The sequence below is a fragment of the Bifidobacterium sp. M3-N-101 genome (assembly GCF_023656805.1).
GTDB lineage: Bacteria > Actinomycetota > Actinomycetes > Actinomycetales > Bifidobacteriaceae > Bifidobacterium > Bifidobacterium breve.
Genome location: NZ_JAMOKQ010000004.1, coordinates 207,673 through 230,706 on the forward strand (window position 1 = coordinate 207,673; position 23,034 = coordinate 230,706).

The 23,034-nt window shown below is 57.2% G+C and carries 19 protein-coding genes and 2 tRNA genes; 15 read left to right on the forward strand and 6 right to left on the reverse strand.

Annotated features, from left to right (window positions below):
* The 3 genes from NBH12_RS04585 to NBH12_RS04595 form a co-directional block, all read right to left on the reverse strand.
* Window positions 1-834 (reverse strand): metal ABC transporter permease, encoded by an 834-nt coding sequence (locus NBH12_RS04585; protein ID WP_250819218.1) that lies wholly within the window; start codon window positions 832-834, stop codon window positions 1-3.
* A gap of 90 nt (window positions 835-924) precedes the next feature.
* Window positions 925-1,797, reverse strand: coding sequence for an ABC transporter ATP-binding protein (locus NBH12_RS04590; protein WP_250819219.1), 873 nt, complete (start codon window positions 1,795-1,797; stop codon window positions 925-927).
* A gap of 149 nt (window positions 1,798-1,946) precedes the next feature.
* The gene (locus tag NBH12_RS04595) at window positions 1,947-3,119 is read right to left on the reverse strand and encodes a metal ABC transporter solute-binding protein (protein ID WP_106622253.1); all 1,173 of its coding nucleotides are present in this window, start codon (window positions 3,117-3,119) and stop codon (window positions 1,947-1,949) included.
* A gap of 104 nt (window positions 3,120-3,223) precedes the next feature.
* Between NBH12_RS04595 and NBH12_RS04600 the strand changes: the two genes are divergently transcribed.
* The 6 genes from NBH12_RS04600 to pyk all read left to right on the forward strand — a co-directional run bounded on the left by NBH12_RS04600 (window position 3,224) and on the right by pyk (window position 11,510).
* Window positions 3,224-4,102, forward strand: a complete 879-nt coding sequence (locus NBH12_RS04600; RefSeq protein ID WP_065464761.1) for a bifunctional methylenetetrahydrofolate dehydrogenase/methenyltetrahydrofolate cyclohydrolase — start codon at window positions 3,224-3,226, stop codon at window positions 4,100-4,102.
* Window positions 4,103-4,351: 249 nt separating this feature from the next.
* Entirely contained in the window at window positions 4,352-5,827 is a 1,476-nt protein-coding gene (rpsA, locus tag NBH12_RS04605; RefSeq protein ID WP_025221431.1) for a 30S ribosomal protein S1, read from the forward strand.
* Between the two features lie 147 nt (window positions 5,828-5,974).
* Window positions 5,975-6,601: a dephospho-CoA kinase gene (coaE, locus tag NBH12_RS04610; protein ID WP_025299724.1), complete on the forward strand. Its 627-nt coding sequence runs from the start codon at window positions 5,975-5,977 to the stop codon at window positions 6,599-6,601.
* Window positions 6,602-6,766: 165 nt separating this feature from the next.
* The gene (gene uvrB / locus NBH12_RS04615) at window positions 6,767-8,878 is read left to right on the forward strand and encodes an excinuclease ABC subunit UvrB (RefSeq protein ID WP_003831859.1); all 2,112 of its coding nucleotides are present in this window, start codon (window positions 6,767-6,769) and stop codon (window positions 8,876-8,878) included.
* A gap of 33 nt (window positions 8,879-8,911) precedes the next feature.
* On the forward strand, window positions 8,912-9,898 hold the full coding sequence (locus NBH12_RS04620) for a TerC family protein (protein ID WP_014483885.1): 987 nt from the start codon (window positions 8,912-8,914) through the stop codon (window positions 9,896-9,898).
* A 169-nt stretch (window positions 9,899-10,067) separates the two neighbouring features.
* On the forward strand, window positions 10,068-11,510 hold the full coding sequence (gene pyk, locus NBH12_RS04625) for a pyruvate kinase (RefSeq protein WP_014483884.1): 1,443 nt from the start codon (window positions 10,068-10,070) through the stop codon (window positions 11,508-11,510).
* Window positions 11,511-11,639: 129 nt separating this feature from the next.
* Here the strand turns inward: pyk and NBH12_RS04630 are convergent, their stop codons facing one another.
* Entirely contained in the window at window positions 11,640-12,239 is a 600-nt protein-coding gene (locus NBH12_RS04630; protein ID WP_003828931.1) for an NUDIX domain-containing protein, read from the reverse strand.
* Window positions 12,240-12,411: 172 nt separating this feature from the next.
* Between NBH12_RS04630 and NBH12_RS04635 the strand changes: the two genes are divergently transcribed.
* The 9 genes from NBH12_RS04635 to NBH12_RS04675 all read left to right on the forward strand — a co-directional run bounded on the left by NBH12_RS04635 (window position 12,412) and on the right by NBH12_RS04675 (window position 21,851).
* Window positions 12,412-12,485 (forward strand) — tRNA-Leu (locus NBH12_RS04635).
* A gap of 88 nt (window positions 12,486-12,573) precedes the next feature.
* Window positions 12,574-13,362: an ANTAR domain-containing response regulator gene (locus tag NBH12_RS04640; protein ID WP_003828934.1), complete on the forward strand. Its 789-nt coding sequence runs from the start codon at window positions 12,574-12,576 to the stop codon at window positions 13,360-13,362.
* A gap of 38 nt (window positions 13,363-13,400) precedes the next feature.
* On the forward strand, window positions 13,401-16,256 hold the full coding sequence (gene polA, locus NBH12_RS04645) for a DNA polymerase I (RefSeq protein ID WP_003831860.1): 2,856 nt from the start codon (window positions 13,401-13,403) through the stop codon (window positions 16,254-16,256).
* A gap of 137 nt (window positions 16,257-16,393) precedes the next feature.
* On the forward strand, window positions 16,394-17,314 hold the full coding sequence (locus NBH12_RS04650; protein ID WP_065456790.1) for a Nif3-like dinuclear metal center hexameric protein: 921 nt from the start codon (window positions 16,394-16,396) through the stop codon (window positions 17,312-17,314).
* Between the two features lie 42 nt (window positions 17,315-17,356).
* The gene (locus NBH12_RS04655; RefSeq protein WP_003831861.1) at window positions 17,357-18,031 is read left to right on the forward strand and encodes an NUDIX hydrolase; all 675 of its coding nucleotides are present in this window, start codon (window positions 17,357-17,359) and stop codon (window positions 18,029-18,031) included.
* Window positions 18,032-18,104: 73 nt separating this feature from the next.
* Window positions 18,105-20,225: a glycogen debranching protein GlgX gene (gene glgX, locus NBH12_RS04660; RefSeq protein ID WP_025301160.1), complete on the forward strand. Its 2,121-nt coding sequence runs from the start codon at window positions 18,105-18,107 to the stop codon at window positions 20,223-20,225.
* A 137-nt stretch (window positions 20,226-20,362) separates the two neighbouring features.
* Window positions 20,363-20,563 (forward strand): transcriptional regulator, encoded by a 201-nt coding sequence (locus NBH12_RS04665; protein ID WP_065456812.1) that lies wholly within the window; start codon window positions 20,363-20,365, stop codon window positions 20,561-20,563.
* A gap of 148 nt (window positions 20,564-20,711) precedes the next feature.
* Window positions 20,712-21,197 (forward strand): zinc ribbon domain-containing protein, encoded by a 486-nt coding sequence (locus tag NBH12_RS04670; protein WP_019728004.1) that lies wholly within the window; start codon window positions 20,712-20,714, stop codon window positions 21,195-21,197.
* Between the two features lie 3 nt (window positions 21,198-21,200).
* The gene (locus NBH12_RS04675; RefSeq protein ID WP_065456791.1) at window positions 21,201-21,851 is read left to right on the forward strand and encodes a GyrI-like domain-containing protein; all 651 of its coding nucleotides are present in this window, start codon (window positions 21,201-21,203) and stop codon (window positions 21,849-21,851) included.
* A 168-nt stretch (window positions 21,852-22,019) separates the two neighbouring features.
* On the opposite strand, the gene NBH12_RS04680 is transcribed toward NBH12_RS04675, so the two are convergent.
* Together NBH12_RS04680 and NBH12_RS04685 are read right to left on the reverse strand one after the other, a co-directional pair.
* Window positions 22,020-22,247 (reverse strand): DNA-3-methyladenine glycosylase I, encoded by a 228-nt coding sequence (locus NBH12_RS04680; protein ID WP_079287451.1) that lies wholly within the window; start codon window positions 22,245-22,247, stop codon window positions 22,020-22,022.
* A gap of 229 nt (window positions 22,248-22,476) precedes the next feature.
* A tRNA-Pro gene (locus NBH12_RS04685) sits at window positions 22,477-22,550 on the reverse strand.
* Window positions 22,551-23,034 lie beyond the last annotated feature (484 nt).

The window sequence follows — 23,034 nt, forward strand, 5'->3', positions numbered from 1 at the left end:
CTACTTCCGCAACGTTTCCACAGCTTTGGCAAGTGCCCAGAACAGGGTGGACAGCGTCACGATAATGAAGCTTGGGGGAGCGGGGAACATCGCGGAAAGCACCAGTCCGGCCCAGATGGACACCAGGCACAGCACGCTGGCAATCACCATGGCCTTGAACGGCGAGCCGGCCAGAATATTGGCGGTGGCCGCAGGCGTGATTACCAGAGCGAAAATCAGCAGTGTGCCCACAGCCGGCACGGCAATGGTAATCACACCGGCCATAATCGCCATGAATGCCACATTCATCAGGCCAATCGGCACGCCTTTGGCTTGCGCCACCTGCTCATCGAGCGAGCTGAACAGCAGCGGACGGTAGATAATCGCCAAGAGGACTAGCAGCAGCACGTCGAACACGGCGAAGCCAATGATCTGGCCGGTGACGATGGTCAGGATTGAGCCGAACAGAATGGACTGCATCTGCTGGGAAGCCGAGCTGGACAGTCGTGCGAAGAACAGACCCAGACCGGTGGCAAAGGCCAGTACGGTTCCGGTGGCGATTTCACGTTCGGAGACGCGCTTGCCCAATGCGCCGATGACCAGTGCGCCACCGAGCGCGAACACGCCCATGCCCAGCGAGACGGGCAGGCCGAACAGCACCGCGCCGGTGGCACCGGGCAGTCCGATATGAGCCAATGCGTGAGCGGCGAAGGTGGATCGTCGTGCGATGGTGAAGTAGCCCATAACGCCTGCGGCCAATGCGATGCACAGGCCGGCGATGAAGGCATTGGTCATGAACGGGGCAGATAGCGTGCTGAGCCATTCGGGATCATATGAGAAGTTGATGGTGCTCATGGTCTTTGATATCTCTGTGTCTCTTGTTTCCTCATGCCGCGGCTTGGTATGCGCGGCGATTCTGTACGGTGCTGACTGCTGTGCTAGACGTTATTGGTGCGCGGTCGCGGTATCGGTGCTGTGTTCGTGATGGTGCAGCTGCGCCACTTCGGCGGCGGTATGCATATCCTGCGGCTGGTCGCGTGGCTCGTCCGGAGTGGGGGTCACGAACATGTCTCCCTGCGGGGTGGTGACCACCTGCACCTGTGTGCCATACAAATGTGTCAGCAGATCGGAATCAAGCACCTTGTGCATATCGGCGTAATGCGGATGGCCGTCCAGCAGATATACGGCGCCGGTCAGAATCGGCAACAGCATGTTGAGATCATGTGCCACCACTTGGATAGTCATGCCAAGTTCGCGATTGAGTTTGGCAAGCACATGTACGGTGGATCGTTGGCTGGCCAGATCCAGATTGGCCAACGGCTCATCAAGCATGAGCAGCTGTGGGTCGCATACCAGCGCCTGGGCGATGGCGACACGCTGACGCAGGCCGCCGGACAGCTCGGACAGACGGTAATGGGCCTTGTCTGCGATGCCGGTGAATTCCATGGCTTCGTGTGCCTTGGCCTTCTGTGTTTTGGTGACGGGATGAATGCCGAATCGTGTACCGGTCAGTCCCAGTAGCACCGACTGCTCGGCGGTGAGATTGGAATCGACGTCGGAAACATAGCTTTGCGGCACATAGCCGATGCGTTTGTTCATCTCTCCGGCCGGCTTGCCCAATACGGTCAGGGAGCCGTGCGAGAGAGGCAGCAGGCCCAACTCGGCCTTCATCATCGTGGTTTTTCCGGTGCCGTTAGTGCCAACGATGGCGGTGACCGAACCGGTGGGGATGGTGAAGTTGCCATGTTGCCATATCGTGCGATCGCCACGCTTGATGGCGGCATCCGTGAACACGATGCATGCGGAAGATTCGTTCATAGGGCTCGATTGTGGCAAATGATGCTGACAATCGTTCTCAATATCGAATGATGCGGTTATGGCAAAGGCCATGCAACCGATGTCATATCGGAAGCATGGCCTTCGCGCATATGCATACTATGGTCACAGCTCGCCGCCGTGGACCCCGATCATTTGCCCGGATCGGTTTGGCCCTCGTTCGAAGGAGTGGTGCCTTCTGTATCGGTGGTGGAGTTGTCGGTCCCGAAGTTTGCTGAATCACTGGCGGAGTCGGCGTTCGTGGCCTTGCATTCGCGGATATAAGTGGTACCTGCATCGTTGGCGGAGTCGGACTGGTTTGCGGCAGTGTCGGAGGAATTTTCTCCGGACGCATCGCCTTCGGTGTTGTCGCCGGTGCCGGCATCACAGCCGTAAGTCGGATCCACCGCGTCAATGATGGTGTTGATGAGCTGGTTAATCCAAGCATTCAGCGTGGTGGCGTCCGCGGGCATCTGCTCGGAGACATCGACGACCGGCACATCGGATTTGCCTGCGGTGCCGGTGATCATATTGGTGGCATCGCTGGCTTCCTGCGTGTTGTTGATCAATACATCCGCGCCCTTGTCTTCAATAAGCGTCTGGAAAGCCTGCAGATCCGCCGGTGCTGGTTCGCCGCCGGAAGCCGTCGACTGCGTATAGCCCTTGGGGGTTGCGTCCTTGAACCCCACGTCGGCCATGAGATAGTAGGCCACGGGTTCGGTTGCCGCGTACGTGAGATCGGTATGGGTTTTGGTGAAGTCGTTGACCCAGGTTTCCAGTGTTTTTTCGCTGTTCAGCCAATTCTTCAGTCGCTTCTGGAATATTTTCTTCTTGCTGGGCAGAGCTTTGACATATGCCTCGGTGATGGCGGAGGCCATGCTCGAGCGTGCGTCCTTGGAGAACCATAGGTGAGGGTTGTCGCCTTCCATGGCGCCCATAACGGAAGCGGCGGAAACCAAGGTGGAACTTTTCGACAACGGCTTGGTCGCCCAGGAATCATAGCCGGCGCCGTTGGCCACCACGATCTGTGCTTGGGATAGTTTGGCGACGTCCGAGGTTTTCGGCTCGAAATCATGGGCATCCACATTGGTGGAGTTCATGATGGAGGTGACCGTCACGTCATCTCCACCAAGTTCCGCGGCCAGCGACCCCCATTGGTTGATGGAGGCGACCACGTTGATCGGACCGGTGGGCTCGGGTACGTTCTGCTTGGTGTTCGGCTCGGTTTGGGTTGTGGCCGAGCCGCAAGCCGCGGAAGCGAACAGCATGACGGCGCCTAGGCCGGCTGCGGCGAGTTTCGTGAGTCGTGTAATCCGAATCCCCATGGCGTGCCTTCTTCGTTGAGATGGACGAACGATATAATCCTGATTTGTTCCAACGATAGCCTATCGTTTCGATAGAATGCGCCGAACAGTATGGAAGGGTATGGATGTCCACGATAATCGACGGCAAGCAGGTTGCTGCCACGATCAAAGCCGATCTCGCCGAACGTGTGAACAAGCTCAAGGCGCAAGGCGTGGTGCCTGGACTGGGCACGCTGCTGGTGGGGGAGGATCCCGGCTCGATGAAGTACGTGGCCGGCAAGCATGCCGATTGCCAGGAGGTGGGTATCACCTCGGTCAAGAAGGAACTGCCTGCCGATGCCAGTTTCGGCCAGATTGCCGAGGCCGTGCGTGAACTTAACGATGACCCGGCTTGCACCGGATTTATCGTGCAGTTGCCGCTGCCCAAGGGCGTTGATGAAAACGCGATCATCAACATGATCGATCCGGCCAAGGATGCGGACGGCATGCACCCGTACAACCTTGGCGAACTGGTGCTGCATGTACGCGCAGACATCGCAACACCGTTGCCCTGCACCCCACGCGGCGTGCTTGAATTGCTTGATGCCTACAACATTGACCTGGAAGGCAAGGAAGTGTGCGTGTTGGGCCGTGGCATTACCATCGGCCGCACCATCGGCCTGCTGCTCACGCGCAATGCCGTCAATGCCACCGTCACCTTGTGCCACACCGGTACGCGCGACGTGGCCGACCATATGCGCCGTGCCGATGTCATCATCGCCGCAATGGGCTCCGCCGGCTTCGTGACCCCTGACAAGATCAAGGAGGGGACGGTACTGGTGGATGTGGGCGTCAGCCGCGTATTCGATGAGGAGGCCGGTCGCTACCGTATCAAGGGCGACGTGGACAAGGCCTGCTATGACAAGGCGTCCGCATACACCCCCAACCCCGGTGGCGTAGGACCCATGACCCGAGCCATGCTTCTGGCCAACGTTGTAGAAATGGCCGAGCGTTCCTCCCGATGAGGAACAGGTGGGCCGGGATGTTCTGTTGCCGGGCGTAAAGCTTGGCCTGAGCGGCCTGGAGCGGTCCCGGCAACAGAACATTCCAGCCCATCTGTGGTCAACGCAAATTAAAGCGTGCGACACACCCGAATTGTTCTAGGAAATTTGGGCAGAGTTGCTTGTATCGTAAATATCTGTATGTCTGCAAGGGCATACGTATAACTGAATATCGAGAAATTATCCATCCACTATTAGAAACCATATATTTACATGGCAGAGAACAACACTGAAGTCACCAAGGTTGCCATCAACGACATCGGCACCGAAGAGGACTTCATCAAGGCAGTCGATTCCACCATCAAGAACTTCGATGATGGTGATCTGGTTGAGGGTACCGTCGTCAAGATCGATCACGACGAGGTCCTCCTGGACATCGGCTACAAGACCGAGGGCGTCATCCCCTCCCGCGAGCTTTCCATCAAGAAGGACGTTGATCCTGACGAAGTCGTCGAGGTCGGCGACACCATCGAGGCCCTTGTCGTCACCAAGGAAGACAAGGAAGGCCGTCTGATTCTGTCCAAGAAGCGTGCTCAGTACGAGCGTGCTTGGGGCGACATTGAGAAGATCAAGGAAGCTGACGGCGTCGTTGAGGGCACCGTCATTGAAGCCGTCAAGGGCGGCCTCATCGTCGACATCGGTCTGCGTGGCTTCCTGCCTGCCTCCCTCGTTGAGATGCGTCGTGTCCGCGACCTCTCCCCGTACATCGGTCAGAAGATCAAGGCCAAGATCCTTGAGCTCGACAAGAACCGTAACAACGTGGTTCTGTCCCGCCGCCAGTACCTTGAGGAGACCCAGTCCGAGGTCCGCGAGACCTTCCTGTCCCAGCTCAAGAAGGGTCAGATCCGTGAAGGCGTGGTGTCCTCCATCGTCAACTTCGGCGCTTTCGTCGATCTCGGCGGTGTTGACGGTCTGATCCACGTTTCCGAGCTGTCCTGGAAGCACATCGACCACCCGTCTGAGGTCGTCAAGGTTGGCGACAAGGTCACTGTCGAGGTGCTCGACGTCGATCTCGACCGTGAGCGTATCTCCCTGTCCCTCAAGGCGACCCAGGAGGATCCGTGGCAGCGTTTCGCTCGCACCCACGTTCCCGGCCAGATTGTCAAGGGCAAGGTCACCAAGATCGTCCAGTTCGGTGTCTTCATCTCCGTCGAAGACGGCATCGAGGGCCTGGTGCACATCTCCGAGCTCGCCAACCGTCACGTCGAGAACCCGGAGACCGTGGTCAAGCCGGGCGAGACCGTGTTCGTCAAGGTGATCGACGTCGATCTCGATCGTCGCCGCATCTCCCTGTCCCTCAAGCAGGCCAACGACTCCGTTGACCCGGCTTCCGAGGACTTCGATCCGGCCATCTACGGTATGCCGGCCGAGTACGACGAGCAGGGCAATTACAAGTACCCCGAAGGCTTCGACCCGAACACCAACGAGTGGATCGCTGGTTACGAGAAGCAGCGCGAGGAGTGGGAAGCCCAGTACGCCGCCGCTCACGACCTGTGGGAAGAGCACAAGGAGTTCGTGGCCAAGGAACTGGCAAATGCGGCCGAGTCCGCTGCCGCCGACGGCCAGAACCAGAAGGAAGAGAAGCCGGTCGAGGAGACCTCCAACTACTCTTCCGCTGCTCCGGCTACCGGCACCCTCGCCGACTCCGATCAGCTCGCCGCCCTGCGCGACCAGCTGCTCGGCAAGTGAGTTTGCCGCGAAGCTAACGCTTAGCGTCTGAAGAAACCCGGTCCGAGTGGGCCGGGTTTCTTGCGTTTCGGGAGTTATCCGCCAATGACTCCCCTTCCTGAGGGGGAGCTGTCGACGATAGTCGACTTGAGGGGAGTTGCAGCTACGATAGGCACCATGATGCGAATAGGACTGACTGGCGGTATCGCAGCCGGCAAAAGCACAGTGGCCGCACGGTTGCGTGAGCTGGGCGCGTTGCATATCGACTACGATGCCCTGGCCCGCCAGATCGTCGAACCTGGGGGAGTGGCGCTGCCGCAGATTGTCGCCGAATTCGGTTCTGATGCCCTTAACGCTGACGGTACCATGAATCGCCAATGGATTGCCGACCATATCTTTGGCAAGGATGCCAGAACGGGCGCGCGTGAACGCCTTGATGCCATCGAGCATCCGCTGATTTACGCCGAGGCGGCGCGTCTGGAACGTAAGCATCCCGAGACAATCGTCATCGTCCATGACATCCCGCTGCTCGCCGAAGTAATCGATACCATTCCTTTCACTTTCGACCATATCGTCACCGTCGAGGCACCGGTGTGCATACGGCTTGACCGTATGATCGAGGAACGCGGTATGAGTCTCGAACAGGCTGAAGCGCGCATCCGCCACCAGTCCAGCGAGGAGGAACGTCGGGCTATCGCTGACATCGTCATCGACTCCACCCGTCCAATACCTGAGATGCTGGCCCAAGTGGATGAAATATACGTGGGATGGCTCACACAAAATGAACGGCACTAGAGAAAGTGTGAGGCAAACGCACAATACCGCTCAATCGCGCATTGAAAGGAATGGCGGGAATGAGCTGTTTCTCGGGGGATTGTGTTCGATTGTCAAAGCGAAATCCTCACACTTTTCTTATTGAGAATAATTTGCTGTGAACCGGGCCCGCTAAGATAAAGCCTCATGGGATTCAATATCGAGCGTGCGGACAAGTCTTTCGTCGTCAAATCGCCCTATCAACCATCTGGCGACCAGCCACAGGCTATCGCCGAGCTGTCTGAACGCATCGAAAACGGTGAAAATGACGTGGTTCTGATGGGTGCCACCGGTACTGGTAAAACCGCCACCACCGCCTGGCTGATAGAGAAACTGCAGCGCCCGACCCTCATCATTGAGCCCAACAAGACGCTGGCCGCGCAGCTGTGCGCCGAATTCCGCGAACTTATGCCGGACAACGCCGTCAGCTACTTCGTGAGCTACTACGACTACTACCAGCCGGAAGCCTATATCCCGCAGACGGATACCTATATAGAGAAAGACTCCAATATCAATGACGATGTGGAACGGCTTCGTCATCAGGCCACCGCAAACCTGCTGACCCGGCGTGATTGCGTGGTGGTGGCCACGGTATCCTGCATCTACGGCTTGGGCACGCCGGAAGAATATGCCGGCCGTATGCTCTTCCTCAAGGTGGGTCAAGAGATCAACCGTGATGACCTGCTGCGTCAATTTGTTGCCATGCAATACAAGCGCAACGACATCGCCTTCACCCGCGGTACGTTCCGCGTGCGGGGCGACACCGTCGAAATCATCCCTGTCTACGAGGAACTGGCGGTGCGTATCGAATTCTTTGGTGACGAGATCGACCGCATTTCCACGCTCCATCCGTTGACCGGAGACGAAATCGATGAGGAAAACGAGGTTCATATTTTCCCGGCCTCGCATTATGTGGCCGGTCCCGAACGCATGGAACGGGCCCTGAAAACCATTCGCGAGGAACTTGACGAGCGTCTGGCCGAGCTGCGCAAGCAGGGCAAGGAGCTGGAAGCCCAGCGCCTCAACATGCGTACCACCTATGATTTGGAAATGCTCACCCAGGTGGGTGTCTGTTCCGGCGTCGAGAACTATTCGCGTCATTTCGACGGTCGTGCCGCCGGTACTCCGCCGCACACATTGCTTGACTTTTTCCCTGATGATTTCCTGCTGGTCATTGACGAATCGCATGTCACCGTGCCGCAGATCGGCGCCATGTATGAGGGCGACGCCTCCCGTAAGCGCACGCTGGTCGAGCACGGCTTCAGACTGCCCTCCGCAATGGATAATCGTCCGTTGAAATGGCCGGAATTCCTGCAGCGCGTGGGCCAGACCGTATACCTCTCCGCCACGCCAGGTGACTATGAGCTGGGACTTTCGGATGGCGTGGTCGAGCAGATCATCCGTCCGACCGGCCTGCTGGATCCGAAAATCGATGTGCGACCGGTCAAGGGTCAGATTGACGACTTGCTTGGGGAGATCAAGGCGCGCGTAGACAGGAACGAGCGTGCGCTGGTCACCACATTGACCAAGAAGATGGCCGAGGATCTGACTGACTATCTGCTGGAACGCGGCATCAAGGTCGAATACCTGCATTCCGACGTGGACACGCTGCGTCGTGTCGAACTGCTGCGCATGCTGCGTGAGGGCAAAATCGACGTGATAGTCGGCATCAACCTGCTGCGTGAGGGCCTTGACTTGCCGGAAGTCTCCTTGGTGGCGATTCTCGATGCCGATAAGGAAGGTTTCCTACGTTCCTATCGTTCACTGATTCAGACCATCGGTCGTGCCGCACGAAACGTGTCAGGCACGGTAATCATGTACGCCGATGAGACCACTGATGCCATGCGCAAGGCCATTGACGAGACCGATCGTCGCCGCGCCAAGCAAATTGCCTATAACAAGGAGCACGGCATTGATCCGAAGCCGTTGATTAAGAAAATCAGCGATGTCAACGACATGCTGGCCAAAGAGGATGTGGACACCCAGACCCTGCTCGAGGGCGGTTATCGCAATGCAGGCAAGGCCGGCAACACGCATCTGGGCGTGCCCGTGCTCGATCCCAACGAAGCCGACAAGCGTCATGAGGAAATCCTCAAGGCCGGACTGCCCGCACAGGACCTGGCTGATTTGATTCGTCAACTCTCTGAACAGATGCACACTGCCGCCGAACAGCTCCAATTCGAGCTCGCCGCCCGTCTACGCGACGAAATCCGCGACCTCAAAAAAGAGCTGCGTCAAATGACTGAGGCGAATAAGTAAACCCGTCACAGACATAAGTTAGTGTAGGGAATCATGGCAGAAACCCCACTCGCATTTGAAATCATCACCTTTGTGGTGCTCGCACTGTTCTTCATCGTCGACCTGTTCGTCATTGGCCGTCGCCCGCACGTGCCTTCCACCAAGGAATGCGTGCAGCATATCGCGTTCTTCGTGGTCATGGCGCTCATATTCGGTGGATGCATCTGGTTTTTCGCTGGTTCCAAGCCGGCCATCGAGTTCTATTCCGGCTGGCTGACCGAGTATTCGCTATCGATCGACAATCTTTTCGTGTTCGTCATCATTATGTCGAACTTCGCAGTACCCAAGCAGATCCAGAAATATGTGCTGTCGGTCGGTATCACCATCGCGTTGATTTTCCGTGGTCTGTTCATTCTGATTGGTGCGGCTCTGATCACCCGTTTCACCTGGGTGTTCTTTATCTTCGGCGCATTCCTGATCTACACCGCGCTCAAGTTGGTGCTTGGCGGCGATGAGGATGAGGAATACCACGAAAACGGCATCATCCGTGCGTTGCGTAAGGTCATTAAGATTACCGACGATTACGACGGCGAGAAGCTGCGCACCACCAAGAACGGCGTGCGCTATTGGACCCCGATGCTCATCGTGTTCCTGACCATCGGCACCACCGATGTTATGTTCGCGTTTGACTCGATTCCCGCAATCTTCGGTCTGACCAAGGACCCGTTCCTGGTGTTCACCTCCAATGTGTTCGCATTGCTTGGCCTGCAGCAGCTGTACTTCTTGCTTGGCGCCTTGCTCGACAAGCTTGTCTATCTGCCGATTGGCTTGTCCGTGGTGCTGGGCTTCATCGGTGTCAAGCTCATTATGGAGGCGCTGCACGGCAATACTCTGCCGTTCATCAACGGCGGCGAAGGCGTGCATTGGGTGCCTGAAGTGCCAACATGGCTCTCCCTTGCTGTGATTGTCCTGGCAATCGGCGGAGCGGCTTTGGCTTCTGTGGTCAAGATGAAGCAAGTGGAAAGCGCTGAGAAGGCCTGAAATCATAGGGAAATCAACCCCTCAAAACCCAATCGGCGCAACAGTGTGAGCGCTCACAACACACCGGGGAATAAACTTGTCATGAGCCGGTCTGCGCTAGTAGACTGGGCTGCGGCAAGTGAGGCAATCGCGCCTCGAACCAAAAAAGAACAAGAATAGGCAGGCATTCATGCGTAAAGCCAAGATCGTAGACACCATCGGTCCTTCCACCGAGGATTACGACAACCTTCTCAAGCTCGTCGAAGCCGGTATGGACGTTGCTCGTCTGAACCGCTCCCACGGCACCCCCGAAGATCACCTCAACGTGTACAACAACGTGCGCAAGGCCAGCGAGGCCACCGGCCGCAACGTGGCCGCTCTCGTTGATCTGCAGGGCCCGAAGATTCGCTGCGGTTGGTTCAAGAAGAACGCCGAGGGCGAGGACAAGGTCCAGCTGACGCTCGGCCAGGAATTCATCATCACCACCGACGACGTTGAGGGTGACGAGCACATCACCTCCACCACGTTCAAGGGCCTGCCGGGTGACTGCCACCCGGGCGACCCGATTCTGATCGATGACGGCAAGGTTCGCCTTGAGGTCACCAAGGTCGAGGGCAACAACGTGCACACCAAGGTTGTCGTCGCTGGCCCCGTGTCCTCCCACAAGGGCATCAACCTGCCGGGCGTCGCCGTCTCTCTGCCGGCTCTGACTGAGAAGGATGAGGCCGACCTGCGCTGGGCCATCCGCACCGGTGCCGACATCATCGCCATGTCCTTCGTGCGTTTCGCCACCGACATCGACCGCGCCCACGAGATTATGGATGAGGAAGGCCGTCGTATTCCGATCGTCGCCAAGATCGAGAAGCCGCAGGCTCTGGAGAACCTCGAAGAGATCGTCAAGACCTTCGACGGCGTCATGGCCGCCCGCGGCGACATGGCTGTTGAGTGCCCGCTGGAAGAGGTCCCGCTGGCCACCAAGCGCATCATCGAGCTGGCCCGCCAGTACGCCAAGCCGGTCATCGTGGCCACCGAAGTCCTCGGCTCCATGGTGAACTCCCCGGTCCCGACCCGTGCAGAGGCCTCCGACTGCGCCAACGCCGTTCTCGACGGCTCCGACGCTACCATGACCTCCAACGAGACCGCCGTTGGTAAGTACCCGGATGTGACCGTGGCTACCATGGCCCGTATTTCCGCTTACGCCACCGACCACGGCTTCGACCGTATCCCGGAGCTCAAGAACCTTGACATGTCTTCCACCGGCGCTGTTTCCTCCGCTGCTGTGGATCTGGCTGACAAGCTCAACGCCAAGGCCATCGTTGCTTACACCCAGACCGGTTCCACCGTGCACCGCGTGTCCCGCGAGCGTCCGGCCGCCCCGATCTACGGCCTGACCAACAACGAGCACACCTACCACTGGCTGGCTCTGTCTTGGGGCACCGAAGCCTTCCTGCTCAAGGAGGACTACCACGACAAGTCCCGCAAGGACCTCATGATCTTCACCGACAAGGTCCTCAAGGACGCCGGCAAGGTTGTTGACGGCGACAAGATCGTCATTCTGAGCTCCGCTCAGGGCGATCACCAGCCGGGCCGCACCGACTCCATCTACGTGCACACTGTTGGCGCTTGCGACTGATTATTCGCTCGCTGACTAGCACACGCTAGTAGTAGACGAAAGTCCCATCCGATTGGATGGGACTTTTTGTTGCGTAGGGAGAGGAGTCGGAGTCGCATTCGAGGCGAATTGCGGCTCTTGTCTCCTCACTTAGTCATTGAGATGCTGCAGGCTGCCACTCTTCAGTCGCAGAATCGCGATCACGGTTTTGGCATCGAGAATCGTGCCGTTGACCACCATTTCATAGGCCTCGTCCACCGAGACCAGTCGGACGTCGGAACGAGGCGTTTCCGGCCCGATCTCCTGACGAGACACCGGCTTGAGACCGGTGGCAAAGAATATCGAGGTGTGCTGGGTGGAATAGCTCGGCGTATTCATGAACCGGGTGAACTGCGTGAATTTGTCGGCGTCGAATCCGGCTTCCTCGGCCAGCTTGCGCTTGGCCACATCGGTCGGGCGTTCGGAAGGATTGTTGGCGTGCCCAGCCGGAATCTCCAATGTCCACCGATGGTTGGCAATACGGTACTGCTCAACCAACGGAATCATGCCGTCTTCGGTGACGGCCAACACAGCGACGGTGTCGCCGTTGAGTTCCTGGACAAAATAGCGTTCAAACGAGCCGATCTGATTCGATTCGTACGAGACATGATCGACATTGAAATAATGCGTCTCCACGATTTGCCTGCGGGAAATCTCCTTGACCGGAGAAGGACGCCACGGGTCAAACTGGCGGTAGGTTTCGTTGCTCATATGCCCTCCTAACAGAAGCGGAACATCAACCTATGGCCTATTGTAGGCCGCGGCGACACGCCTGACGATAGGCAACACTCGGGTACGCCGTTAGCGATGATGACGGCTATCGCGTGTCTTATGGCGGGAGAGTCGAATTGATATGCTAAGCTCTGCAAGAGTGCTTTGGCACGCCCTCGTATCCCAATTGGTAGAGGAAGCAGCCTCAAAATCTGCGCAGTGTGGGTTCGAGTCCCACCGAGGGCACTTTCGCAAAAAGGTCAGACTCAAATAACGACCTTCGCGAATCGCGAGGGGTCATTTGTATTTGGTCACAATCGGAAAAGAGGGTGGCATGGCTGCAAGGAAGAAGTCCGAGGAACCGAGCATCGACGTCGACGAGGTGCTGACCGACGAAGAACTCAAGGCTGTGGCCGAGGAAGACGGCGAGCCTGCTGAGTGCAAAACCAAGCCCGAGAACGGCCCGCGTACCGTTGTCGTGGCCGAGGACGAGGCCGTGAATCGTATGGATTTGGTGGCCATGCTCGAAGACAATGGTTACGAGGTCGTCGGCCAGGCCGCCAATGGCGAGGAAGCCGTCGAACTGACCCGCAAGTTCCGCCCGGACGTGGTGTGCATGGACGTCAAGATGCCGCGTATGGATGGCATCGCCGCCGCCGGCATCATCTGCGACGAGAACATCGCTCCCGTGGTCATGCTCACCGCCTTCTCCCAGACCGATTTGGTCAAGAAGGCCACCGGTGCCGGTGCCATGGCATATGTCACCAAGCCGTACGAGGAATCCAAGCTCCTGCCGACCCTCGAAGTCGCCATGGGTCGTTTCGCTGAAATCAACGATCTTCTGGACAACGTCGAGCGCAGCGAACGCAAGCTTCAGGAAACCACCGATCAGCTCAAGGAGACCGAGGAAAAGCTCAAGAAGGCTGAGGACACCCTTGAGGAACGCAAGCTTGTGGATCGTGCCAAGGGTCTATTGATGGACAAGGCCGACTTCTCCGAGCAGGGTGCTTTCCGTTGGATTCAGAAGACATCCATGGATCAGCGCATTCCTAAGAAGCGTCTTGCGCAGGCCATCATCGCCAAGTACGGCGATCCGAAGCCGTCCGAGACCGACGAGCGCTGAGCCAACAAACAAATGAACCGATTAGGGGAGAGGCCAGCGTGACCGAGCCCACCAATGAAACTTTGCTGGTGGTGGATGGCCACTCGCTGGCCTTTCGTGCGTTTTACGCCCTGCCGGTTGAAAATTTCAGTACCGCAGCAGGGCAAGCCACTAACGCGGTATGGGGCTTTGCCACCATGCTGTCTCAGGTGATTGAAGCGGAGAAGCCAGACCATCTAGGTGTAGCCTTCGATATGAAGGGCGGCACGTTCCGCAACGACATGCTTCCGCAGTACAAGGGCACCCGTGAGGCCGCGCCCGAGGAGCTGCTCACCCAGCTGCCTTTGATTCAGCGCATGCTCAAGGCCCTGGGCGTCACGTATATCGAAAAGCAGGGGTATGAGGGCGATGACATCATCGCCACTCTCGCCACTATGGGAGACGACGCCGGCTATCACACGCTGGTATTGTCCGGCGACAGAGATGCCTTCCAGCTTGTGGACGACAACGTCACCGTGCTCTACCCAGGCCATCACTTCAAAGACCTGAAGCATATGACGCCTCAGTCCATCGTGGACAAGTACAAGGTCACGCCGGCACAATACCCTGATTTGGCGGCTCTGCGTGGTGAGACCGCCGATAATATTCCCGGTGTGCCCGGCGTGGGCGACGGATATGCGGCCAAATGGATCAACCAGTATGGCTCGCTGGATGCCATTTGCGAACACGCAGACGAGGTCACCGGCAAAAAAGGTGAGGCGTTGCGCGCCAATATCGATCAGGTCAAGCTGAACCGCAAGGTCAATGCGCTGGTGCGCGACGTGGATCTCGGTGTCGATATCGAGGATCTGACGTTCGGCTCAGTGGATGTGGCCCAGGTTGATGCTCTCTTCAAAGAGCTCGAGTTCGGTCCGCGTACCAAGACCCGCGTGATGAAGATTTTCAATGGTGGCGTGAGCCCAGCTGGAACCGCCCAGGGAGCAGCGGCCGCACAGTCGGATGGTCCTGCAGAAGACGAGCTGGGTTCCGGTTTGGACACACCGAAAATCACGGTTATTGAATCCGCGGCACAGTTCGAGCAGTGGGTCGAAGCCCATCGTCATGAGATCAATGTTCCTGACGACATTGTTGATTTCCCGGTTTCCGATTACAGCAATGAGGCCGAACGTCACATCATGTGCGGTGACGCGGTCGGTCATGCCTGGACGGTGACCGCATGGGGAGACGCGCGGCCCGGGCGCGCCCATGTGCAGGCATGCGCCGTTGCTACGGCATCCTCAGCAGCCATTATCGAGGCTCCGATGGCATCATCAGTGCAGACCGCTCTTGATCGGTTCCTGAAAGCCGAGCATTTCCGTACCATCGTCCACGGATACAAGGAACTGCTTCACCTGCTTTCTGCCGCCGGATTGGGCATGGCATTGCCGATGTTCGATACCAAACTGGGCGGATACCTTGCCCAGCCTGACTTCCATGCCGACAATCTCAATCAGGCAGCCGAACACTTCCTGGATATTCATGTTGTCGATGCCGAGCAGCCGGCCCAAGGTGTGCTGGATTTCGACGACGAACACACCGAGGAAGACCTGAACGAACGGCGTGTGCATGATTTGGCTGTTATCCGCGAACTGGCCGTTACTTTGGGGCCGGTCATCGACGAGCGTCGGCAATACTGGCTGATGCGTGCCATTGAGCTGCCGGTTTCCCGGGTGCTGCACGGCATGGAGCATTCGGGGGCAAAAATCGACCGTTCCAGGCTCACCGACATGCGTGACCGGTTTGCCGCCGATGCCCGTCAGGCACAGGAAATGGCATGGCAGTATGCAGGTGGTGAGATCAATCTGCAGAGCCCCAAGCAGTTGCAGAAGGTGCTGTTTGTAGATATGGGTTTGAAGCCCACCAAACGCACCAAGAATGGCTCTTACACCACCAATGCGGCGGCATTGCAGAATCTCTACATCCATTCCGTGGATAATGAGCAGGCCAATGGATTCCTCGGGGCGCTGCTGCGTCATCGGGAAACCAATAAGCTTAAGCAGATCGTGCAGACGCTTATTGATGCCACGAATAAGGCAGACGAGCGTATCCACACTACGTTCGAGCAGACCGTGGCCGCCACCGGCCGATTGAGCTCGGTGGACCCGAATCTGCAGAATATTCCCAACCGTAATGCGGTCGGACGTGAGATTCGTAGTGTGTTTGTGCCGGGAGAAGGCTATGAGGCGCTGATGAGCTGCGACTATTCGCAGGTCGAATTGCGTATTATGGCCGATTTGTCTGGCGATGAGGCTCTGATCGAGGCATTCCGCTCCGGTGCGGACTTCCATAAATATGTGGCCTCGATGGTCTATGGCGTGCCGGTGGATCAGATTACCGGTGACCAGCGCAGCCATGTAAAAGCCATGAGCTATGGCCTTGCCTACGGATTGAGCACCTACGGATTGGCTCAGCAGCTCAACATTGCGCAGCGTGAAGCCGAGGCCCTGAAAAACCGGTATTTCGACACCTTCGGCAAGGTACACGACTACCTTGAATCATTGGTATCGACTGCCCGCGAGAAAGGCTATACCGAAACGATTTTCGGCCGTCGGCGCTATTTTCCGGCGCTGCGTTCCACGAACCGCATGGCGCGTGACGCCGCCGAACGCGCAGCGCTGAACGCGCCGATTCAGGGTTCCGCCGCAGACATCATGAAAATCGCGATGATTCGTGCCGGGCAGGCTCTGGACGAGGCCGGTGTGAAGAGCCGCATTATCCTGCAGATTCACGATGAACTTGTGGTGGAGATTGCTCCGGGCGAAAGCGAGCAGGTCACCGAGCTGATTCGCAATGCCATGGAACATGCCGTCGATCTTGCCGTACCGCTGGATGTGTCCTGCGGTATCGGATCGGACTGGCAGCTCGCCGCCCACTGATTCGTTGCCGGTTTCTTTTGCCGCGCAGTATGAGTTGCCCTCCCACCGAGGGCAACCATTACCGTAGCGGACTGCGGAAATTTGATGAAGGGTGCCCGCAAACCGCAATCGCTGTCATCTCCACTACAATGAGACCTATGCCGAATCTCAAGCAAGTTATCGACGTTCTCGAGACCCTGTATCCGTTGCGTTACGCCGAGGAATGGGATGAGCCGGGCCTGATTGTGGGCGATCTAAACCATGGGGTGAATCGGATTGTCTTCGCGGCCGACCCGACCTCGGCCATAGTGGATAAGGCCGTTGCCACCGGCGCCGACCTACTCGTCACCCATCATCCGTTATTCTTCCGATCCGTGCATGAGGCCAGCGGACTTGGTTTCCGCGGCGATATTGTCCGTCGCCTGTACCAGCACGGTTGTGGATTATGGGTGGGACATACGAATGCCGATGCCGCATACCGCGGCGTGGGACAGGCCGCAGCCGATTATTTCGGGCTTGTTGGCTCGCAACCGCTTGTACCCATCGAAGATACGGCGGCCGCGCATCCGGTCGGGCTTGGACGTGTGGGTCGTTTGCCGGAGCCAATCACGCTCAAGGATTTTGCTCAGCGCGTATTCGATGAGGTGAGTGACCATGGCATGGTCACTGCCCTCGGTATCCAGATGTGCGGCGATCCAGAGGCTCTGGTGCGGCGTATAGCCATCTTGCCAGGCTCCGGTGATTCCTTGTTCAATGAAGTGCGCGCGACAGGCGCGGATGTATACGTGACCAGCGATTTACGGCATCATCCGGTGACTGATGCCATTGAACAGGCGCGTTACGAGGCACGAATGCGCGGTCAAGGCATTGTCCTCGGGCAGGGGGAGAGCGGTGATGGGCATGTGCGTCCTTATTTCATCAACACACCGCATGCTGCCATCGAATCCATGTGGTTCAATTATGCGCTTGAGGATGTGCCTGTTGCCGTCGAACGGGCGACAGGTTCTCGTCCCGAGGTCGAATGGTTCCGCGACACGACTGACCCATGGACGCTGTCCATCATCTCCCGTCAAGACTGAGCCACTACAGTAGGGTATTGAAAACGTTTGCGAAGGAGAAGCATGTTTGGCGAAAGCAAGCGGGAACAACTCGAGCGCCGGCTTGACCATAAGCTGAACGCTACTTCTGACGGTATCGACATGGATGTGCCCGCCAAGGTGGTGAGCAGTGAAACCGTGTATACCGGCCGCATCTTCCATGTGGACGATATGCGTATTGCATTGACCGACAAAGGCGGCGAAGAACATGAAATCAGCCGTCAGGTGTTGCGCCATGCACCTTGCGTAGTAATGCTCGTGCATGACATGTCCAATGACCGATACCTTATCGAACGTGAATATCGTGCTGGTTCGGACATGTTCGCCTATGGGCTGCCCGCGGGTCTTATGGACGAGGGCGAGGATGTGCTTGACGCCGCATTGCGTGAATTGGGTGAGGAAACCGGAGTGGTTCCTGACTGTGATGCCATGGGTGTCGACTATGTCGGTGACTTCTATTCCTCTGAGGGCATGACCGACGAGTTGGCTCACATCATGGTGCTGCATCTCGGTCCGTTCAAACATGAGCCACGGCATTTCGACCCGGATGAGCATGTGGAGTCCGCATGGATTCCATGGAGCGATCTGGCCGCCACGCGCATCACCTCCTCCAATTCAATGATCGCCATCCAGCACGAGGCGCTGCGCAGGCTCCTCGCCAAGAATTCCGACAAAGACAAGCCGACGTTATTCTCCTGACGTTCACCGTGCCCGAACATCGGTAACACAAGAAAGTGGGATACTGAAGAGTATGCAGATCAGACCAGGATCAATGTATCCGCTGGGTGCCAGCTATGACGGCGCCGGTGTGAATTTCGCGTTGTACTCGCAGGTTGCGCAAAAGGTGGAGTTGTGTCTGTTCGACGAAGATGATGCGGAGACGCGTGTCGAGATGACCGAGCAGAACTCCTACGTATGGCATAACTATATTCCCGGACTGCAGCCCGGGCAGCGTTATGGTTACCGCGTCTACGGGCCGTACGACCCGGCGAACGGTCTGCGGTGCAATCCTAACAAGCTGTTGCTCGACCCATATGCCAAGGCCATCGAAGGCAATATCGACGGCGACGAAAGCCTGTTCTCGTACTGGTTCAAGAGTCCGGACGACAACACGGCGATGAACGACCTCGACTCGGCGGCTCACACCATGAAGTCCGCGGTCATCAACCCCTACTTCGATTGGGGCAATGATCAGCATCCGTATATTCCGTACCATGATTCGGTGATTTATGAGGCGCATGTGCGCGGCATGACCAACCTCAACATGGATGTGCCGCCGGATATCCGCGGCACCTACGCGGGTCTGGCTCATCCGAGCGTCATCGAATATTTGAAAAAGCTTGGCGTCACCGCCATTGAACTGATGCCGATTCACCAGTTCGTCAACGACTCCTTCCTGCAGGAAAAGGGTCTGTCGAACTACTGGGGATACAACACCATCGGCTTCTTCGCACCTCACAACGCCTATTCCTCTTCCGGGGAACGCGGCGAACAGGTCAACGAGTTCAAGGCCATGGTCAAGGCATATCATCATGCCGGCATGGAGGTCATTCTTGACGTGGTGTACAACCACACCGCCGAGGGCAACCATATGGGCCCCACTCTGAGCTTCAAGGGTATCGACAACGCCTCCTACTACCGACTGGTGGAAGGTGATCAGCAGCACTACTTCGACACCACCGGCACCGGAAACTCACTGCTTATGCGCTCGCCGCATGCCCTGCAGCTGATCACCGATTCGCTGCGCTACTGGGTCACCGAAATGCATGTTGACGGCTTCCGCTTCGATCTGGCCGCCACGCTGGCTCGCCAGTTCCAGGAGGTCGACAAGCTGTCCGCGTTCTTCGACATCGTGGAACAGGATCCGATCATCTCGCGCGTCAAGCTGATCGCCGAGCCATGGGATTTGGGCTCAGGTGGCTATCAGGTGGGTGGCTTCCCGTCCAGCTGGTCCGAGTGGAACGGTCGCTACCGCGATACCGTGCGCGACTTCTGGCGCTCGCAACCGTCCACTTTGCCTGAATTTGCTTCTCGCCTGATGGGCAGCTCCGACCTGTATCAGGTCAATGGCCGCCGACCGGTGGCATCCGTGAACTTCATCACCGCGCATGACGGCTTCACGATGAACGATCTGGTCAGCTACAACGAGAAGCACAATGAAGCCAATGGTGAAGGCAACCGGGACGGTGAGAGCAACAATCGTTCCTGGAACTGCGGTGTGGAAGGCCCCACCAACATTCGCGACGTCAACGAATTGCGCCAGCGTCAGATGCGTAACATGTTCTCCACTCTGCTGCTAAGCCAAGGCATTCCGATGATCTGCGGTGGCGACGAAGTGGCCCGCACCCAGCAGGGCAACAATAACGCGTACTGCCAGGATAATGAGATTTCGTGGACCGATTGGAATCTCGACAAGAACCAGGAAGAGCTTCTTGCGTTCGTCTCCAAGCTCATTCATTTGCGTTTGGAACATCCGGTGCTGCACCGTCGTCGTTTCTTCACCGGCCGCGAACCGGGCGACGACTCCAACACGATTCCGCAGGTCGAATGGTTTGACCACACCGGTTCCATCATGGATATGGACGATTGGCAGAACACCCATGCGTTCTCCATGATGATCTACCTGAACGGATCGGATATTCCCGAGGTCGACTGGTATGGCAACCGGATGGTCGACAACGACTTCATCCTGATCTTCAACGCGCATTACGAGCCGATCATGTTCACTCTGCCGGATGAGCGTTACGGCCGTAAGTGGCAGCTGGTCGTGGATACGCACAACCCGAATGGGCCGGAACTGAGCTATGAGGCGGGCTTCATAATCACCGCCCAGTCCCGCAGCTTCCTCATGCTCATGAGCGCCAAAAAGCCCAAGAAGCCCATGGGCCTATAACCAGACCGAAGTCAAGCTCCCTCTGACGAGGGAGCTCCCGGTGTAGCCGGGTGAGGGAGAGACCGCAGCAAAGCCGCGAACCCCTACTCGCGCCCCTTACTCTCCTCCACGAGCCGAGCATCCCCGAGCGCAAGCGGATGCTTGCCGACAAGCGGGCGCGGCTGGTCGAACAGCTTGCGGAAATCCAGGATTCCATCGACTTCATCGACGCCAAACAGCGCTTCTACGACAACGTCCTATCCGGCGCAACCCCATACGTGAGCGTGCTTATCCCGTCCGCCGCGCTTGCAAAGGAGTCAGAGGAACCGGGAGAACTGAAGGGTGCGGAGAGGAAATAGGTTCGACCGAGCCGTTTCTTCCTCCGGGATGCAAGCACGAACAACGGTTTGTTGTACCCGCGCTTGGCGAACGGGCCATGCCCTTAGACTGGAATCAGCAAGCGCACAGCGAGGCGCTCGAATCGTTTTCCGATGTCGGGAGGTAGTCATGTCGATCGGTCAGGTTATCAAAGTCGTGCGCGAGGAGCGAGGTCTTACGCAGTCGCAGTTCGCGCACGAGCTGTTCGTCACCCAACAGGCGCTTTCCCGCTGGGAGAAGGGAACGGCAGAGCCGAGCATCGACATGATTCGGCTTATCAGCACCCGTTTTGAGGTGCCGATGGCGAGGCTTATGGAGATGCCGGACAACGGTTTTTGCCAAAGTTGCGCCATGCCGTTCTATCGCCCGGAAGACCATGGCACCGAACCGGATGGAACGCGAAGCGGAGATTATTGCAACTACTGCTATGACGACGGCGTTTTTCTTCAGGACTATGCCAATAGCGATGAATTGATCGCCGCGTGTGCGCCGATGATGGCGGAATCCTGCCATATCAGCGTCGAACAGGCCGAGGATTGCATGTCGGCGCTGCTGCCAAACCTCAAGCGGTGGCGGCATCAGGACGAGATCGATGCGGTGGCGGAAGGGGAATGAGCGATGGCGTTCGATTATAAGAAGGAGTATAAGGACCTGTATCAGCCGAAGACCATGCCGGCCATCGTCATGGTACCGGCGATGCGGTTCGTCGCGGTGGACGGTGTGGGCGACCCGAATGAAGAAGGCGGCGATTATGCCAAGGCGATGCAACTGCTTTACGGCATTTCGTTCACCGTCAAAATGAGCAAGAAGTCAAAGAACCCGGCCGAGCATATCGACGGGTACTTCGACTACACCGTGCCTCCGCTGGAGGGCTTATGGAGCATGGGGGAGGGTGTGTCCGGCGTCGATTACGCGCACAAAGCCGACTTCCATTGGACTTCGATGATTCGTCTGCCGGAATTCGTGACCGATAAGGTCTTTGCGTGGGCCAAGGCATCGTTTGCCGCCAAACATCTGGAATCCGACGTCAATCGCGCATATCTCTTCGATTTCGATGAAGGCGTGGTCGCGCAGGTCATGCACAAGGGCCCGTACGACGACGAGCCCGCAACCGTGGCGATTCTGGATGACTACGCGCGCTCGCAAGGCTACGAGCTCGACCTCTCCGACGCCCGACGACATCACGAAATCTACATATCCGATCCGCGCCGAGCAAAACCGGAAAACCTCAAAACCGTCATCCGTCATCCGGTAGTGAAGGTGGGTTGACTTTCGGCGAACTGCTCGAAGCGCTCACCGCGCAGTAGCGCAAACAATCTGCCAGAATCCTCACCGTGGTCAAAGAGCGCTACCAAGAACTCGATAAGCAAAATAACTAGAAGCACTGGTTCCTCTCGGAGAGATTCTGCCCGAGCGACCTTATGAATCCGGCACAGGTCATCTTTCCCGGTGCAGGAAGCATCCAGGCTCATGTGCATTGATGACGCCGATGGATTGCAGATAGGCGTAGACGATGGTGGTGCCGATGAATCGCATGCCGTACGTCTTGAGATCCACTGCGATGGCGTCGGACAGAGGGGATGTAGTCATGCCTGTCTCGTAGATGACATGACGGCCGGTGAACCGCCAAATATAGTCGTCGAAACTGCCGTACGACGTCTGGATATCCCGGAATGCGTTGCAGGTATTTTGGTGTCATTTGAGATTGGGAAGCGGAAATCGATGTCGCATGGAATCGAACTGACTAGCAGGTGGGGTCCCAACATCACAAAAGTCCCTTAGGCCGCAAGGCCATATAGGTTCTACGGTCATCGGATAAAATCGGATAAATCGTTTAGCGGCCGGATAAAAGAAGAAGCCCAGAATCGTTGAGATTCCAGGCTTCTTTTGTTTGTCGGGCTAGCGGGATTTGAACCCACGACATCCTGCTCCCAAAGCAGGCGCGCTACCAAACTGCGCTATAGCCCGATACGCCATTAAGGCACAAGGAATTATTATAAACGACGCTGGATACATTGCGTGTCGAGCATATGAATTCAAAAAGGTTCCGGATTCTCTTGATAGTGTATGAGCGACATCTTTATACAATAATGCTCTACAACGACTAGGTTTGAATCTGCATCTGCTATTTCTATCAAATTCAGTAACAACATTCATGAGGATGTTGCGAGTCGTCACGTATTTTGGCATAATAAACAGTGCTTTGGCCCGCAAGGGCGAGGCTCCAAGTCGCCGGGGGTATTCCCCCGGCATTCCTTTTCCTCCAATGTTGTCAGGAGCCCATTTGAGAGAATTGAGCATCTTCGCGGACGAATCTGGCGAGTGGGGTTGTTGCCTGTTACTGAACTGTTTTGTTTTCTTAAGTAATCCTATGTTATAATAAATCTCATGTTGGTAAAGGAATGGGCCAGACTGGAAGGATTGCATCCGCAGACCGTGTGGAAATGGTGCC